This window comes from Paraglaciecola sp. L3A3 (genome assembly GCF_009796765.1).
Lineage (GTDB): Bacteria > Pseudomonadota > Gammaproteobacteria > Enterobacterales > Alteromonadaceae > Paraglaciecola.
This window is the reverse complement of record NZ_CP047023.1, coordinates 2,072,500-2,090,575: the sequence shown is the minus strand read 5'-3', so window position 1 is coordinate 2,090,575 and position 18,076 is coordinate 2,072,500. Positions and strand designations below refer to the sequence as shown.

Annotated in this window: 16 protein-coding genes; 2 read left to right on the top strand and 14 right to left on the bottom strand. The window is 37.1% G+C overall.

The window, feature by feature from the left end:
- Positions 1-189 precede the first annotated feature (189 nt).
- On the top strand, positions 190-2,346 hold the full coding sequence (locus tag GQR87_RS08745) for a prolyl oligopeptidase family serine peptidase (RefSeq protein WP_158968480.1): 2,157 nt from the start codon (positions 190-192) through the stop codon (positions 2,344-2,346).
- Positions 2,347-2,439: 93 nt separating this feature from the next.
- Here GQR87_RS08745 and GQR87_RS08740 read toward each other — a convergent pair whose 3' ends face one another.
- Positions 2,440-3,909: a hypothetical protein gene (locus tag GQR87_RS08740; protein WP_233267435.1), complete on the bottom strand. Its 1,470-nt coding sequence runs from the start codon at positions 3,907-3,909 to the stop codon at positions 2,440-2,442.
- 267 nt (positions 3,910-4,176) lie between these two features.
- Between GQR87_RS08740 and GQR87_RS08735 the strand changes: the two genes are divergently transcribed.
- Positions 4,177-4,776 carry a Yip1 family protein gene (locus tag GQR87_RS08735; protein WP_158968478.1) on the top strand — a complete coding sequence of 200 codons (600 nt, stop codon included), beginning with the start codon at positions 4,177-4,179 and terminating at the stop codon, positions 4,774-4,776.
- Between the two features lie 68 nt (positions 4,777-4,844).
- Here GQR87_RS08735 and purF read toward each other — a convergent pair whose 3' ends face one another.
- The 13 genes from purF to GQR87_RS08670 form a co-directional block, all read right to left on the bottom strand.
- A complete protein-coding gene (gene purF, locus GQR87_RS08730) occupies positions 4,845-6,371 on the bottom strand; it encodes an amidophosphoribosyltransferase (RefSeq protein WP_158968476.1) in 1,527 nt (508 codons plus the stop codon).
- Positions 6,372-6,384: 13 nt separating this feature from the next.
- Positions 6,385-6,873 (bottom strand): CvpA family protein, encoded by a 489-nt coding sequence (locus GQR87_RS08725; protein ID WP_158968474.1) that lies wholly within the window; start codon positions 6,871-6,873, stop codon positions 6,385-6,387.
- A gap of 142 nt (positions 6,874-7,015) precedes the next feature.
- Complete coding sequence (locus GQR87_RS08720) at positions 7,016-7,663, bottom strand: SPOR domain-containing protein (RefSeq protein ID WP_158968472.1); 648 nt, start codon at positions 7,661-7,663, stop codon at positions 7,016-7,018.
- A gap of 4 nt (positions 7,664-7,667) precedes the next feature.
- Positions 7,668-8,954, bottom strand: coding sequence for a bifunctional tetrahydrofolate synthase/dihydrofolate synthase (gene folC, locus GQR87_RS08715; protein ID WP_158968470.1), 1,287 nt, complete (start codon positions 8,952-8,954; stop codon positions 7,668-7,670).
- Positions 8,955-8,957: 3 nt separating this feature from the next.
- A complete protein-coding gene (gene accD, locus GQR87_RS08710) occupies positions 8,958-9,809 on the bottom strand; it encodes an acetyl-CoA carboxylase, carboxyltransferase subunit beta (protein ID WP_158968468.1) in 852 nt (283 codons plus the stop codon).
- Between the two features lie 164 nt (positions 9,810-9,973).
- Positions 9,974-10,759, bottom strand: coding sequence for a tRNA pseudouridine(38-40) synthase TruA (gene truA / locus GQR87_RS08705; protein WP_158968466.1), 786 nt, complete (start codon positions 10,757-10,759; stop codon positions 9,974-9,976).
- An 85-nt stretch (positions 10,760-10,844) separates the two neighbouring features.
- Entirely contained in the window at positions 10,845-12,185 is a 1,341-nt protein-coding gene (locus GQR87_RS08700) for a sigma 54-interacting transcriptional regulator (protein ID WP_158968464.1), read from the bottom strand.
- The gene (locus GQR87_RS08695) at positions 12,185-12,751 is read right to left on the bottom strand and encodes a hypothetical protein (RefSeq protein ID WP_158968462.1); all 567 of its coding nucleotides are present in this window, start codon (positions 12,749-12,751) and stop codon (positions 12,185-12,187) included. The genes GQR87_RS08700 and GQR87_RS08695 overlap by 1 nt, the downstream gene beginning before the upstream one ends.
- Positions 12,748-14,154, bottom strand: coding sequence for a HAMP domain-containing sensor histidine kinase (locus GQR87_RS08690; protein WP_158968460.1), 1,407 nt, complete (start codon positions 14,152-14,154; stop codon positions 12,748-12,750). The genes GQR87_RS08695 and GQR87_RS08690 overlap by 4 nt, the downstream gene beginning before the upstream one ends.
- A 68-nt stretch (positions 14,155-14,222) precedes the next feature.
- Complete coding sequence (locus tag GQR87_RS08685) at positions 14,223-14,477, bottom strand: hypothetical protein (RefSeq protein ID WP_158968458.1); 255 nt, start codon at positions 14,475-14,477, stop codon at positions 14,223-14,225.
- Between the two features lie 390 nt (positions 14,478-14,867).
- Entirely contained in the window at positions 14,868-15,311 is a 444-nt protein-coding gene (locus GQR87_RS08680) for a TerB family tellurite resistance protein (protein WP_158968456.1), read from the bottom strand.
- 54 nt (positions 15,312-15,365) lie between these two features.
- On the bottom strand, positions 15,366-16,406 hold the full coding sequence (locus GQR87_RS08675; protein WP_158968454.1) for an ABC transporter ATP-binding protein: 1,041 nt from the start codon (positions 16,404-16,406) through the stop codon (positions 15,366-15,368).
- A 14-nt stretch (positions 16,407-16,420) separates the two neighbouring features.
- Positions 16,421-18,064: an iron ABC transporter permease gene (locus GQR87_RS08670; RefSeq protein WP_158968452.1), complete on the bottom strand. Its 1,644-nt coding sequence runs from the start codon at positions 18,062-18,064 to the stop codon at positions 16,421-16,423.
- Positions 18,065-18,076 lie beyond the last annotated feature (12 nt).

The window sequence follows — 18,076 nt, the reverse complement described above, 5'->3', positions numbered from 1 at the left end:
AGAAGAAGGAGATTCTTGACTACATACTGCATCCAGTGTCCGCTATCATTTGACCGATATTTAAAGTCATAAAATATATCCATTCAAGTTAACATGTATTTTCATACTGCTACCTTAGGGATACAATGTTTTTTCAACCTTAACTATGGGTTTTAAAATTACACCTAAATTATATTTTCACGGGAAGTTATGAAAATACCATTACTCGCTTTCAGTTTACTACTCTGTCTGAGTCATTGTGCTTCTGAAAAATATTTCACCCCATCCGATTCAGTCAACAAAATAGCTAATAAAAATATGAAAATACAGTATCCAAAAAGTCAACAACAGCAAGTGATTAATAACTATTTTGGCACAGAAATTAGTGATCCATATCGTTGGTTAGAAAATGATTTAAGCCCAGAAACGGCAGAATGGGTGTCAGCACAAAATAAGGTGACATTTGATTATCTTGACAAAATTCCTTTTCGAGAAAAAATAAAAAACCGACTCGCACAATTGTTAGATTACGAAAGAATTTCAGCCCCCTTTCAAGAAGGTAATTATACCTATTTTTATAAAAATGATGGATTACAAAACCAAGCTGTTTTATATCGTCAAAAAGAAGATGAAAGCCCCGAATTATTTCTTGATCCCAATACATTAAGTGACGATGGCAGCAGCTCATTAGACGGCACTTATTTTTCAGAAAATGGTTTATTAATGACTTATCTGATCTCAGAAGGTGGCAGCGATTGGCGCACAGCAGTGACAATTAATACTGATACGCAACAAGAAGTCACAAGTCGATTAGTTAATATAAAATTTTCTGATATTGCTTGGCTAGGCAATCAAGGTTTCTATTACTCCAGTTATGACAAGCCCGAAGGCAGTGAACTTTCTGCAAAAACCGAGCAACATAAAATATATTTTCACACTATAGGCAGTACTCAGACTGATGACAAACTGATATTCGGCGGGACCGAAAATGAAAAAAATCGTTATGTGGGAGCTCAGGTTTCAGAGGATAACCGATATCTAATAATTAGTGCGGCTAATTCAACCTCTGGCAATAAATTATATATAAAAGACTTATCTAAAGCTGATAACCCTTTGATCACAGTTTTAGATAATGTTAATTCGGATACGTATTTCCTCGATAATGAAGGCACTCGTTTATTATTAGAAACCAATCTAGATGCCCCAAATAAAAGAGTCATTCAAGTCGATGCTAACATGCCTACCCCAAACTATTGGCAAGACCTAATACCTGAAACTGATAAGGTTTTAGACGCCGTGACTGGTGGTGGTTATATATTTGCGCAATATATGGTGGACGCAGTATCTCAAGTAAAACAATTAGATAAAACAGGCAAAATAATCAGGGAGATAAGCTTACCTGATGTGGGCAAAGCCAGTGGTTTTAGTGGTAAAGCTGGGCAAAGAGAACTGTATTTTAGTTTTACCAATTACAAAACGCCTAACACTATTTATAGCCTTATTGCGGATAGCGGAGAGTCAAAATTATATCGTAAACCCAAGGTCGATTTCGATGCTGACGGTTATACATCTAAACAAATATTTTACCCATCAAAAGACGGTACTAAAATCCCAATGATTTTAACCTTCAAAAAGGGCATACAATTAAATGGTAAAAATCCCACTATTTTGTATGGCTATGGAGGATTTAACATTAGCCTTCAGCCAAGCTTTAGTGCAGTTAATGCCGTATGGTTAGAACAAGGCGGTATCTACGCAGTGGCTAATTTACGAGGGGGTGGTGAATATGGTAAACAATGGCATAAAGCAGGAATAACTCAAAACAAACAAAATGTATTTGATGACTTTATTGCCGCCGCGGAATATTTAATTAAAGAACAATATACCTCAAGCGATTACCTTGCCATCCGAGGCGGCTCTAACGGTGGTTTGTTAGTGGGTGCAGTGATGTTACAGCGACCTGAACTATTTAAAGTGGCTTTACCCGCAGTAGGCGTATTAGACATGCTTAGATATCATACATTCACAGCAGGCGCAGGCTGGGCTTATGATTATGGAACAGCCGAACAAAGCAAAGAAATGTTTGAATATTTACTAGGTTATTCACCCGTACACAATGTGAAATCTGGCGTAAACTACCCTGCCACACTCATCACTACCGGTGACCATGACGATCGAGTGGTTCCTGCTCATTCATTTAAGTTTGCCGCCCATTTACAACAAAAACACACTGGTCCTAACCCCACCTTAATTCGGATTGAGACTAATGCAGGTCATGGTGCTGGCACTCCTATCAGTAAAACCATTGAACAATACGCAGATATCTTTGGCTTTACATTATATAACATGGGATTAGCAGCTAAATAACAGCCTATATCATCAATAATAATGGCACTAATTGGTGCCATTATTATTGCAAATGTCAACAATCCGAGTGCAGCTTAAGTCTGCTCTAAAGCTCTAATCTTCTTGCCCAGCATGATTCCAAAGGTTTTGATAACCTTCCACAAAAAAGTAATTAAACGCTTCCCAATAAGCAGGAATCAAATCATCTGCATTTTTTGGATCAAACTTATAAGTTAAAGATTGACGTATTTTCAGTAATCGGTTGGGATCAATCCTATCGAGTTTTTTCCGAGCGATTTCGAAGTGAGTATTACGTGATTTTTCGATAACTTCATTTTTTCCATAATCAGCAAACATTAAATTTCTACTCACTAAGCGACAACTCGGCTCATCAATCTTGAGGGGATTTAACCCAGTCACTATGGCGTATTCATAACAATTTAATTCAATACCTTTGGTATTTTTTGGAATATAAATAATCCCATAGCCCAAAGGAAATCTACCAACAATACTGATAAAAGCATCCACGACTTGAAGGCTAAGCTTATTATTGTTAGCAAGCTGTGAAATTAATAACGATGCCATAGGTAAGGTACTTTTAGAGAAATCACGTTTTGTTGAAAAGACAATAGAAGCATAAATTTGAGGAATTTTAATAACTTCACTTATACCAAATTTTATTGCACTAGCATCTGTCATCAGAGTAGATTGGAAACTCAACCTTTGTGATTCGGCTTCAGCAAATAATGCTTTTTGTTGCCCTATGCTTTCTATACCTTGCTGACAACCTAAGCCTTTTTCCAAATATTCAATGGTATATTGATGATTAAGTGCAGCGACTTGAGCTTTCTCATTTTTATCTAGTAAACGAAATCGATCTTTTTCGCCCTCTTCGCCATCCAATATGACGGTTACATCTGGATGATGCCAACCAACATCTTGAAAAATGGCAGCTAACATAACAGGTAAAAGCACAGCTTGGGTATAGCCTATTTGATTGGGCTTCTCTGATGAAAAACGATTATGCTCCTCGAAGTGAGTTAAAATGTAATTATTTTTTAACCCACCATTAGAGATTAATTTATCTAATAATCTTAAACTTAAAACCGCTTTATATGCAGGTTTGAGTCGTTGATGTAATTCAGCTAATGCTTTTCCCTCTCCAGGAGAGAAAAGTAACATAGTCGCTAAGAACTTAGCACTTTTTAACTGAGTTTCTTGATGATTACTTCCCTCAGTTAAATATAATATTTTTAGGCATACATTAATGGCATCATTTAGTCTGCTAACACGTCTTTTTTCTTGAGCCGCTTGTTCTTCTGCTAATTCGGTTTCTAACGTTTCGAGTTCAATTAATTTAACTTTAGGTTTAAATTTAAATAACGGCGTATTATCTATTTCTTCTTTTAATTCAATTATTTGATTTGATAATTCGGCTAATTTCAGTGCATCTATTGGGACATTATTAAAATACTCTTCTGCCTGCTGCATTAAAGATAGCTTTCCCCTACTTTTGCTGCTCACAGATTTAACCAACTGATCAACAGCTATAGTATAGGTAGAGTTATATTTCTTATCTAACATGAATCATTTCCAGTTTAGATGCTCAGATATATGCCCTTTACAAACTTGTAGAAAGGTTCAAGCAGGCTACGTAAAGATATTTAATCATTAAGTCTACAGAATAGGAAGAGAGAGGAAAGTGCCTAATGCTAGTGATGGCAGAAAAAAGTTGACTATAAAGTGCACAAAACAGTTGACGAAGCATACAGACTCAAACACACTATTGTTAATTAGATGTAAAAACTATGTAATCAACATAAACATGGATGTCATCAGCGGAGTAGTAATATGATATTGAATCACTTATTTGGCCTTTACACACACCCTAAAGAAGAATGGCATACAATTGATGTGCGCCACGAAAGTTACTTTTACAGTTTAAGCCACATCGCCATTATCGCCTTAATCCCCTCTTTAATGAGTTATTATTCTTCAGCACATTTGGGTTGGAGTATTGGCGTAGGCGATATAATTAAATTAACCGAAAGCAGTGCATTAATGATGAGTTTAGGCATGTACTTCGGCCTTGTAGTCGGAGTAATCGCACTCGCCATTTTAATCAATGAATTGGCTAAAGCATTTGATGCCACTCCCACCTTTACTCAATCACTAGAATTGGCCGCATATACTGCAACCCCTCTATTTATGGTAGGTTTTGCTGCATTTTATCCAACACTTTGGTTTGTAATGGCAGTAGGCTTAGTAGGTTTGTCTTATTCTGTTTACTTGTTATATTCCGGCACACCGATATTAATGCATATTCCAGAAGAAAAGGGCTTTATCTATGCTAGTTCAGTAGTCACATGTGGATTAGTTCTATTAGCAATTTTGATGGCATCCTCTATTATTCTGTGGAGCATGGGAATGGGGCCTGTTTATACAATTTAATACTACTAACAATAGCCACAAAAAAACCGCAATTTATGCGGCTTTTTTGTAACTAAATTTTTTCTTTTCTATCGACTAGAGCCTTGACTCATATTATGCATTTCTAAATTACTTAATTCTGTCTGTGTACCCTCATTTTTGGCCCCTTCATTACGCATGCTATCAATACGTTCTAAATAGGAATGATCAACATCACCAGTTATATAATTGCCATCAAAAACAGACGTTTCAAAACGGGTGATTTCAGGATTAAGTTCACTCACTGCATCAACCAAATCTTGGATATCTTGAAAAATTAACCCATCAGCTCTAATTAACTCGCTAATTTGATCAATTTCACGGCCATAAGCGATTAACTCATTAGCTGAAGGCATATCAATACCATATACATTCGGGAAACGTATTTCTGGCGCAGCTGAAGCGAAATACACTTTATTCGCCCCTGATTCTCTGGCCATCTCAATAATTTGTTCTGACGTTGTGCCACGCACAATAGAATCATCTACCAACAATACATTTTTACCTTTGAACTCTGAAGGTATAGCATTTAATTTACGGCGTACCGATTTACGACGTAACGTTTGACCTGGCATGATAAACGTACGGCCTATATAGCGGTTTTTTACAAACCCTTGTCTGTAAGGTTTATCTAATTCGATTGCTATCTGTAATGCCACATCTGATGACGTTTCAGGGATAGGAATAACCACATCTATGTCTAAGTCAGCCCATTCTTTAGCTATTTTTTGACCTAACTTACGGCCCATATTGACCCGTGAGGCGTAGACAGAAATTCCATCAATAAAAGAATCTGGGCGAGCAAAATAAACAAACTCAAAAATACATGGCGCATTGATTGGGCTTTCAGCACATTGTTGAGAATGTAAAACGCCTGCTTCTGTTACATAAATTGCTTCACCAGGTGCAACATCACGCACAAAAGTAAAACCTACAGCATCTAGGGCGACACTTTCAGAGGCAACCATATACTCGTCGCCAAATTCGGTTTTGCGTTTACCTAGGGCTAGTGGACGTATGCCAAAGGGGTCTCTGAATGCCAACATGCCATTGCCAATGATTGCCGCAACAACAGCGTAAGCACCACGAATTTTTTTATGCACATTAGATACAGCTTTAAACACTTCGCTTGGAGTTAATTCTAACCCTTCACAAATCTGTAATTCATGAGCGATAATATTTAATAATAATTCAGAATCTGAAGTGGTATTAATATGACGACGAGATATTTTTACTACCTCATCTTTTAATTCATGGGCGTTGGTTAAATTACCATTATGGGCAAACGCAATACCATAAGGTGAATTAACATAAAAAGGTTGAGCTTCTGCTGAACTTGAACTGCCTGCCGTAGGATAACGAACATGGCCAATACCTAATTGCCCTGTTAATTTTTTCATATGGCGAGTATGAAAAACATCTCGGACTAAACCATTGTCTTTGCGTAAATTAAAAACACCATTATTGATAGTCACAATACCAGCAGCGTCTTGACCTCTATGTTGGAGAACAGTTAATCCATCATATAAAGCTTGACTAACTGGCACTTTCCCCACAATTCCAACAATACCACACATGTAAATTACCTTTTTAAACGGGTTTTATAAAACTCGAGTTGTTTTGTACATACTCGAAAAACCACTCTATGACTAAGCTGAATTCGGGAATCAAAATAGATGTTTCCCATAAATTTGATTTTGAAAAGGGTGTAAATGTATCTAAGAAGAACAATAGAGCACTAACAATAAGAACCCCACGTAACGCACCAAAAACTAAACCTAAGGCTCTATCGGTGCCAGACAATCCGGTAAATTCTACCAGTTGCGCAATTAAATAATTAATTAAGCCACCCAAGATTAAAGTGGCGACAAATAAAATGGCAATGGCGACACCATTGCGGATCATCAAGTCTTCAATCTGTGTGATGTAAGTGGCCAGTTCTACATAAAATTGGCTGGCAATAAAAAACGCACTAAACCATATAGCTAAAGAAATTGCTTCTTTAACAAAACCACGGATTAAACTAATCACTGCGGAAAGTATAATCACACCAATTATGGTGTAGTCTATCCAATTCATAAGGTTCGTTTCAAACTGCTCAAGAGGTTTGGCGCTATAAAATTATCAGCAGCAAACAATTAAAATCGCGCGCATTCTACCAAAACACTTAAGGAAAATCCCACTAATTTTCATCACTTTATTTATGTTAGTTAAATTAAATTTATCTAACAGTGAATGGTGTGACTTTGCCCTGCAATTGGGTTAATTCTTTTAGGTGAGATAATGCATCTTGTAATTTTTTCTTATCTAAATCGGGACCAACAAATACTTTGGTTAAATTCCCCGTCTGGGTCTTAACCGGTCGACTAAAAGCCCGGTAACCGGCCTTTTCTAATTTACCAAGCAGGTCATTGACATTTTTTTGATGGCGAAAACTGCCTAGCTGAACAACCCAACCAGAATTTAATAATAATTTATCTGGATCTTGTTCGACAACAGTTTGTTCGCCAAGAGAAGTATTGGGTTTATCTGCAATTTTCACATCAACCCCGGGTTTAGGGGTTATTTCTGCATCAGGCAAGTCTTTCTCGACCGCTGCTGTTATTGGCTCATTAGTTTCTGTCAGTTTTGGATCATCGACTGCTTGTTCAGTCACTATTTCTATTTTACGAGATGCGGAGGCTTGAATATTACTGGTATCAAACTCACTTGGAGCTTTAACTTCTTTCATTTTTGGTTTAGTGGGCAAATCAACAAACAAAGCTCGTTTCGATTCCTTTTTGCCATCTAATAAATCAGGCAGAAAAATTACGGCAATAGCCACAACTATAATTGTTCCAACTAAACGATTTTTTAATGCTGGTGACAATCTATTAATCCTCAGATAACAAATATTTAGAGTGTAAACTCAATATATCAGTAATAGTAAAAAATGATCCAAACACTATTACACAATCTTCTTTATCAGCTTGTTGTAATGCTTCAGAGTAAGCATTTTCGACAGTGGTAAATTCTAATACTTTTTCTGTAGTGGCTAATACCGAAACAAGAGCCTTTGCTTTAGCACCTCTGGGCACATTTAAATCTGCACAATACCAGCTATCAACCAAATCTAACATTGGCGCTAAAGTTTCGCTAATATCTTTATCCGCCAACATGCCGACTACCGCAATAAGTCGCTTAAATTTTTTCTGACGCAAATCTGCAGCAAGTAACCTTGTAGCCTGTGGGTTATGGGCTACATCCAAAATGACAGTTGGATTACTTTGAATGATCTGTCTACGTCCAGGTAATCTGGTGTGTTTAAACACACTAGCTATAGCTTGTTGATCTAACTCAAGCTTTAATAGTTCAATCACTTGTAAAGCAGTTGAGGCATTTTGTAACGGTATATGAGGACTAGGCAAAGAGTCAAACTTAGATTCCTTCCCCTGCCAATGAAAACCTTGCTCGTTGACACTATAACAAAAGGTACTACCTTGCCATTTGGCATCTACTTGATAATCAAGCACAGCTTGTCGTAAAGATTCAGTTGGCTCTGGCTCCCCTATCACAGCAGGAATATTAGCACGAAAAATACCGGCCTTTTCTTTAGCAATAAGTTCCTTGCTATTACCTAACCAATCTTGGTGATCTAAATCAATGCCAGTAATCACTGCTATATTTGGATCAATAATATTAACTGCATCCAAACGTCCGCCTAAACCGACTTCTAACAACAAATAATCAACACCTGCATCAAACAATAATTGCATTGCTGCCAAGGTACCAAATTCAAAATAAGTTAACGAAGTATTACCACGAGCTTTTTCCACTTGCAAAAATGCCGAGCAGTGAGCCGCTTCGCTTAACATTTCACCGTTTATTCTGACTCTTTCACGATAATCAACTAAATGGGGAGAACTAAAAACCCCAACTGTTTTGTTTGCCGCTAACACAGCCTGTTCGATAAGTGCACAGGTAGTGCCTTTACCATTAGTACCAGCAACAGTTACCACGGTTTTTTCTAGAAAAGAGATATTTAGGGTTTTAAATACAGAGGAAACTCTTTCAAGTCCGAGTTCAATATTAGTTGGATGTATCTCGTTAAGATAAGTTAACCAGTCTTGAAGAGACCAAGCCTCTTTTAAAGAGGCTTGGTTTAAAGGTACTTGTGCCATCAGTTAATGATGATGTTGATGATGTAGTTTAGATAATAAACTATATAACTTATCGCGCATTTCTCTGCGGTCAACAATCACGTCAATCGCACCTTTTTCTAATAAAAACTCACTACGCTGGAAACCTTCAGGTAACGTTTCACGTACAGTCTGTTCAATAACGCGAGGTCCAGCAAAACCGATCAAAGCTTTAGGTTCTGCCACATTTACATCACCTAACATGGCCAAACTAGCAGATACACCACCCATAGTAGGATCAGTTAAGACAGAAATATATGGTAAACCTTTTTCACTCATTTTAGCTAAGGCAGCACTAGTTTTAGCCATTTGCATTAATGACATCAATGCTTCCTGCATACGCGCTCCACCACTGGTAGAAAAACAAATTAATGGCATGTTATGTTCTAAACATGCTTCCACTGCTTTAACAAACCTAGCGCCAACTACAGATGCCATTGAGCCACCCATAAATGAAAATTCAAATGCAGCAACCGCTACCGGCATACCTTTTAATTTTCCTTTGATAACAATCAGTGCATCTTTCTCATTTGTTGCTTTTTGCGCAGCACTGAGTCTATCTTTATATTTTTTAGAATCTTTAAACTTAAGTAAGTCTTGTGGTTCTAGTTCTGCACCAATCTCTTGACGATCACCTTGATCTAAGAAGTTATTCACTCGAACTCGTGCACTAATACGCATATGGTGATCACACTTTGGGCAAACACCAAGCTGTTTTTCTAGCTCTGATTTATATAAAACCGCAGCACATTCTTTACATTTAGTCCAAATGCCTTCAGGTACGTTACTTTTAGTTAACGACTTAGTACGCGGTAGTATTTTTTCAATCCAACTCATAACAAATCCTGTAATTTAGTTTGCGAATAATTAATCAAAACAAACTAACAATTTTCAACGACAACTCTAATCATAGTTTATCGTAGTAAGCCTAGTGGCAAATAAGAGCGCTATTAAAGCACATTCACTAGCTAAACACGAAAATAAAACTGGTCTTAGAAGTGCTAATTAGGCAAAAATAAAGGGCCTAAGGGATTTTTAGGTAATTCAAACTGCTCTGGGTAAGTGACATGCACTAAATACAAGCCATGTGGCTTGGCTGTTGCGGCAGCTTTGGTTCTGTCTTTACCTTGTAATAATGCCTTCATCCATTCTGGTTTTTGTACTTTATTACCTATCACTAACAATGAACCTGTAATGTTTCTCACCATATGATGTAAAAATGCATTAGCTTGCACATCAATCACAATATAGTCAGAAAAACGGGTCACACTGATTTTTTGTAAATCACGTACTGGGGTATTGGCTTGGCAATTTACCGCACGAAAGGCACTAAAATCATGTCTTCCCACTAAATGCTGCGCGGCTTGGTGCATTAACTCATGGTCTAAGTCAACATGCACATGTGTGACACCTTTAGCCAAAATACTATTTCGCAAACGGTTATTGTAAATCACATATCGATAACGACGAGCGGTAGCAGAAAATCTAGCGTGAAACTCTTCATCAACCCGAGACACCCATTTTACAGCGATTGAATCAGGCAAAAATCGATTAAGACCAATTGACCAAGCTCTATCAGGACGTTGGCAGTCAGTATCAAAGTGCACAACCTGACAGGTTGCATGCACACCCGCATCGGTTCTGCCGGCACACACTACTTTAATAGGTGCATTAGCAATTTCAGACAATGCTTCTTCAACATGTTGCTGAACACTTGCCACTGATTGTTGACGTTGCCAGCCATGATAACTCGCCCCATCATATTCAATACCTAAAGCCAATCGCATTAAAACACTATTACCCCATAAAATTTCGCCGTATTGTAAGCAAGTTAACAACAATTAACAGCGATTTTTATTAAGTCTTTTATTATTATTTAAAGTCCGACGACTGCAAATTGTGTTTTTTCATCAATTTATGCATATCGGTCCGATTACGACCTGCTAGTTCTGCGGCTCTGGTCACATTTCCGTCTGTCATTTTTAATAATTTTAATAAATATTGATGTTCAAATGCATCCCTAGCTTCAGTAAGTGTTGGCCACTTTTGCTCAGAAGCTGATAGCGCTTGCTCTACCAAATGTGATGCAATCACAGGAGTTTGAGTTAACGCAACACACTGTTCAACTACATTCACTAACTGCCTAACATTACCTGGCCATAAACAGGTAGTTAACAATTGCATAGCATCATCAGAAAAGCGACTGACATTAACATCATGTTTTTTACCGCTGCAGCTTAACAAGTGCCTGGCTAGCAAAGGAATATCTTCAGAACGTTCACGTAATGTTGGCAAAGTAAGATTAACCACATTCAGACGATAATATAAATCTTCACGAAAGTTTCCCTCTTGCATTTCTTTGTTCAAGTCTTTATGAGTAGCAGATAATAATCGTACATTTACCTCTATCTGCTTGCTGCTACCCACAGGTCGAATAGTTTGCTCTTGAATGGCTCTCAATAATTTAACTTGTAGCGGAACGGGCATGTCGCCTATTTCATCTAAAAATAGTGTGCCACCATCAGCCTCTCTAAATAAACCTTGATGTTCTTGCACCGCGCCAGTGAAAGCCCCTTTACTATGCCCAAACAATTCAGACTCAAGCAGGTTCTCGGGTAAAGCACCACAATTGATGGCGACAAAAGCTTTGTCAGCTCGTTTACTTGCTTGGTGAATAGCCTTAGCAAATAACTCTTTACCGGTACCACTTGCACCACTAATCAGGACGCTAACATCACGCTGAGCAACCCGATAAGCTTGATCAAGTAATTGTTCCATTTGTACTGATTGAGTAATAATATTTTCGCACCACTTAGGGCTTCTAGTGCCTTGGCTTTGGGCCACGGCTTTGGTCATTAACTGTCTGAGCTCATCATGATCAACGGGTTTAGTTAAAAATCCAAACACCCCTCTCTGTGTTGCTTCTACTGCGTCTTGAATAGTGCCATGTGCTGTCATTAAAATAACTGGCACATCCCTTTTTAATGCCATAATTTCTTCAAATAAACTTAAGCCATCTAAACCAGGCATACGCAAATCACTCAGCACTAAATCAAAATTTTTAGTACTTAACAATTTTAAAGCTTCTTTTCCTCCAGCGGCACTATGAACTTGATAACCTTCACCTCTTAACCTAATTGTCATTAACCTTAATAAACTTTCATCATCGTCTACTAATAAGACACTGGGTTCGGTAGTTATTGTTTCTTTCATTAATTATTCCTTTGGCCACTACTCATGATCGAGGTTTCGATTTTAAGTAACTGGTCAATTTGATTATTTTGTTTATTAATTTGTTGTTGTTGTTGCTCTACCAACTTTTGATTTCGACTGTTGGTTTTACTTAAGGTTACTAAAGCAGATTCCATTTCTAACATTTCTAAACTGGGTTGATAGAGAGCAACCTTTAAAAACATACGCATATCTGGACTTAACTTAGGCATAATAGTTTCCGCCCAGATTTGTGCTCTTAAACGACTTTGATATGGAGTGCCTTTGCCTTGGCACAATATAATTTTTCTGAGTAAATCCTCATCACTTTCTGATAAGTTTTCAATTTGTTTTTTTCGTTGCAGCCAGCTTATAGTTTCAATATTTGCCCAATATCTCAGCCAATATTCTACCTGACAATCACCAGCTTCTTCTGCAGCCCAGATACAGATGGGTTGACTCAATAACTCTTTATGTGGATTGCTTGGGAGATCAGCTTTTGCTTTAGGTAATAATTCACAACCGCTAAAGATTGGTAATAAACAACAAAAAAAATATTTTATTTTCATATATTTGCTTCTTTTATAGGGATGATGACTCTAATACAAATATCAGCATAATCCACATCAACAATTTTTGCTGAGCCCATCATCATTCGAGCACAATCTGCGACTATAGATAAACCTAAACCTGTACCTATCACTCTATCATTTCGCTTGCCTTCACCACGATAAAAAGGTTGAAACAAAGTATGACGCTGCTGTTGTGGGATCTTTTGTCCTCGATTAGCAAAATCTAACACATACATATTATCTTGTTGGTATAAGTGTATGGTAATAGGACGTCCCTTAGTACCATGTGCAATGGCGTTTGACATAAGATTATCTAAAATACGACGGTATAATTGGGGATCGGCATAGATTGACTGCACTTCTACTTTCATATTCAATTTATGGTCATGTTGCTTCAAAGCAAGACTATTTTCTGTAACAAACTCGTCAAACAATGTTTTGCTTTCTATCAATTGGCACTTAGGATTGCCCTGTTGCAACAACAAATTATAATCAAGTAACTGAATAATAAGCTGGTTTAATCTATCGGTACTACTGTTCAATAAAGACAGAACCTCTTGTTGATCCTCATTTAGCGAACCAACAACCTGTTCAGTCAGAAGTGAACATCCTTCTTTAATACTGGCTAAAGGTGTTTTTAATTCATGAGAAGCATGTCGCAGCAAAGCCGTTCTTAAATTTTCTAATTGGGTTAAACGAGATGCCAAATTATGTAACTGGTGCTCTAATACTATTATTTCTTTTGGGCCTGAGTTTGATATCACAGGCAATACACTATCCTGGCGTGCTATGGCGCCAATAACTTGTTCAATTTTTTCTATGGGTTTTAAAATAGCCTTAGAACCAAAAACAATCAGTAAAATTGAAGCGGACAATAATAAACCTGTAAACCAAAATTGATTTTGTTGAACAGAGCCAACATAATTTTGTTGATCTTGAATACGTAGATCTAAATACACATTCACTTGATTGGTTAAATCTCTTAAGTTTTGTGAAAATTCAGCTAATTGAGCATCTAATAATAAAGAATCCACTTGTGGAGTGACTTGCCTGATCCAATTAATCCGACTGGTTAAATTTGTACAACTTTGTTGTTCTGCAATAGATTGGCAAATATAATTTTGATGAGTGGTAAAACGTTGGGTAGATTCATTAATTAAATCAACTAATGCTTGTTTTTTTACAATAGAAAATTGACGAACTAACCTTTCTATATCAAAAGCTAAACTCTCCATTTTGCTCAATTTTCTGACAATGTCGATCGATTGTTCTGTTTCACTAGAAGTCACTTTAGCTATAGTACTTAGGGTTAGTTGGCTATAACCAACTAATGCAGCTAAAGGTACAAGAACTACGACAAAACTCACTAACGTTAATTGTCGTAACGAATTTAGCTGCATATTACTTCCATTAAATTTTCTCGGATTGATGAAGGGAACCATTCATCCGTATTGAATCATCTACTCAGTCAGTGTTCAATTAGATTAAATTTACTTTTTGCTAATTCTTCCCGAGTGAGTAAACCGTTGCCATCGATATCAATTTTACCAAAGGCTGCTAATAATTGAGGTTCAGCCACCGCCTCTTTGATACTAATTTGACCATCTTGATCCAAATCTAACTTCTCAATTAAATCTGTTTTTGCGTTGGATGAATTTGAAAAAAGTAAAAAGGTTGTCAGAACTGCATATAATAAGGGGCTAATAATTGTTAGATTCTTCATACGTATATCCTTAAATGATAAATCAGAAATTAAATAGGCTTCCATGCCAAATGTTCAAATGAGCATATTGAACAAGGAAATATCCACCATTGAATACAAACGCCATTGGACTCAAGTACAGTGCAATAATTCCTTCACCACATAACTTCCATGAAAATACTTGAGGAACCAGTCAAGTAAAATGTGATTACATGCGGCCTATTACACACTTCATGCCAATATAATATTTATTATTAATTTCAATTACTTATGAGAAAGTTTTAAACTTAAGACAATCAATCAATATTAACTCAATAAATAATGTTACTTATCCAATACATATTATAACAAAAACAACTTTTTCATTACTAATCAAAAGCTTAAGGTGTAACCAATAAAAGACACAGGACATTATTGATGATTATTAGTCAATTTACTCTGAATAAATTGTGTATGGGGAATATATAATAAGTCAGCTATTTTACGGATGGTATACTCCTCATCCGGTGATAATTGATTATCAGCAAATGCTATTGACCAAAGTGAATCTAATATTGTACGTTTCTGTTCGGCCTTATATACACTATTTATTACCCGGGTAAACTGCTGATAATCAACAGCATGTTCGGCTTGTTTTCTCGACAAATCACACAAAGTACTAAGCTGTTCTTGGCTTAAGTTGAAATGTTTTTCTAATTGTTGGCGAAACATAACCTGTTCCACATTTTCAAATTTATTATCTGCACGCATCACTTCATAAAATAACACGGCAGTAGCTAGTTCCAAGGTATGTTCACTGTCACGTTCTTCAATTTGTAATTGTTTTTTGAACCAGTTTTCAATACTCGTAATCATCAATTTTACCTTTATAATAAATCCATAAGGAGTAGATGTTGTTCTCGCTCAAATTTAAGCAGAGAAAACGATCAAATGTTCAAGATCTAATCTAATACCTATGTTTTCACCTACCTTATGGTCATGGTGACTTGGTGCTAAACATAACACTCTTTCATGTTGAGTATTTTGTAACTCTAATTCATATAAAATATGCGCGCCTTGAAAGGCTCGATTCATGACTCTGGCGCAATTATCAGCATTGTCATCATGCACAATATCATCTGGCCGAACTAGAAACTCCACACTGTCGCCTGCATTAAAACCATATGAAGGATCAATAGAAAAATTGCCTAAATGGCTTCTAAGCATCATGTTTTCATCAACTTGAGCCTGCATAAATACTCCATCACCAATAAAATTTGCGACAAATCTATCTACAGGTCTATGATACAAAGCATAAGCATTCGACCATTGTAATAACTGGCCATTATTCACCACTCCAATGACGTCTGCCATAGCGAAGGCTTCAGATTGATCGTGAGTCACCATGACTGCTGTTGCGTTGGCATATTTCAGAATAGCCCGTAACTCACGAGCTAAACCTTCGCGTAGTTCACTGTCTAAACTTGAAAAAGGTTCATCTAATAATAACAACTCTGGACCACTTGCCATCGCTCGAACTAAAGCGACTCTCTGTTGTTGGCCGCCGGATAATTCATGGGGATATCGATGCTCAAACCCTGACAAGCCAACTAAACTGAGTAATTCTGTAATACGCTCTTGCTGACGCTTCTTGGTCCATGAATGCAAACCAAAAGCAATATTTTGCGCTACGGTAAAGTGAGGAAAAAGTGCGTAATCTTGAAAAACCACCGCTACTTTTCGCTTTTGTGGTGCCACAAAAATTTGTTCATCAGAGACAATTTGACCACGAATTATCACCTCACCTTTAGATATATTTTCGAAGCCTGCAATCGCTCTTAACAAGGATGTTTTACCGCAACCAGAAGGGCCTAACAAACAGCCAATTTGACCACTTTTTAATTCAAAGCTGACATCTCTAACAACCGTTTTATTCTGGTAAGCAATTGACACATGGTTAAGACGTAACATATTACCCTTATTTTTTATTTGACAGATTGGCTATGTTTATCGGTCAGCTTAGTTAATAAAACTACCGGCAAGATACCCACTAAGACGATAGCTAATGCTGGCAAAGACGCTTCTAATAAACGTTCATCGGAAGCAAGTTCAAATGTTTTCACTGCTAAGGTATTAAAATTAAATGGACGTAAAATTAACGTAGCGGGTAACTCTTTTAAAACATCGACAAAAACTAATAACAAAGCACTGAATACACTGGTTTTTAATAATGGGATATGAATACGCCTGAGAATGGTCATAGGATTATGTCCAAGTGACTTAGCTGCATCATCTAAACTAGGTTTAATTCGTGCCATGCCTGTATCTATATTGTGCATAGCCACGGCCAAAAAACGAATACAATAGACCAGTATTAAAGCGAACAATGTACCAGAAAACAGCAAACCAACACTCATATCAAACCAAGCCTCAGTGAGGCCATTAAGTGTAATGTCTAGCCAACTTAAGCTTAATAAAACCCCAATCGCAATCACAGTACCAGGTACGGCATAGCCAAGGTTTACAACAGCAACTAGCAAATGAATGGGTTTAAAACGGTTTAAACGTTTACCATAAGAAAAAATTAATGCCAGTGCCACCGCCGATATAGCAGCAAAAAACGCTAAATAAAAGCTATTCCAGATCAGTTGCATAAAATCTTGATTAAATTGTTTCGCAAAAGAATGGATTGCCCAGTTAAGTAATTGTACCGTAGGAATGATAAACCCTAAAATCACAGGTAATAAACATAACAAAGCGGTCGCGATAGACTTACCAGTTGATAATTTTTTTCGTTGTACAGGTGCCGATGTCTGCCCCTGAAAGTAATATTTAATTTTCCGTCGAGAGAAAAACTCTAACAGTAATAACAACACTACAAAACTAGTTAACATTGCGGCCAGTTGCGCAGCAGCAATACCATTGCCTAGGCCAAACCAGGTTCTAAATATACCGGTAGTAAAGGTACTTAAACCAAAATACTGTACGGTTCCATAATCAGCAAAAGCCTCCATCATTGCTAGGGCTGTGCCCATTAAAATTGCAGGCCTAGCTAATGGCAACACCACTTTGGCTACGTAACGTCTTGGAGAAACTCCTAAACTTTTGGCGACGTCTTCTAAGCTACTGGGTATATCAGAGAACGCCGTTCTAGTTAACATATAAACATAGGGGTATAACACCAAAGCTAACATAACAATCGCCCCGCCAAGGGAACGAATTTCAGGAAAATAGTAATCGTTATAACCCCAACCAAACACATCTCTTAAATAGGTTTGTAATGGTCCAGAAAAATCTAATAATCCTGTATAAGAATAAGCAATGATATAAGCTGGCATTGCCATAGGCAGCAAAATTAACCACTGGATTTGTTTGCGGCCGACAAAATCGTAACGGGCAATACACCAAGCTAAAGGGGTACCAATCAGCATCACTAAAATACCCACACCAAAAGCCAATAATAGTGAATTAATCACATAATCAGCCAGTACTGTTTGGTACAAGTGTTGCCATATCTCTGTTTCAGGAAAACCTAAACTAGCAAAGATAAGTACAATAGGTGCAACTAAAATACAGCAGCTAAAGCATATCCCTAAAAACCAAGGATTTAACCAAGTGTATTGCTTCATGCAATAGAACCA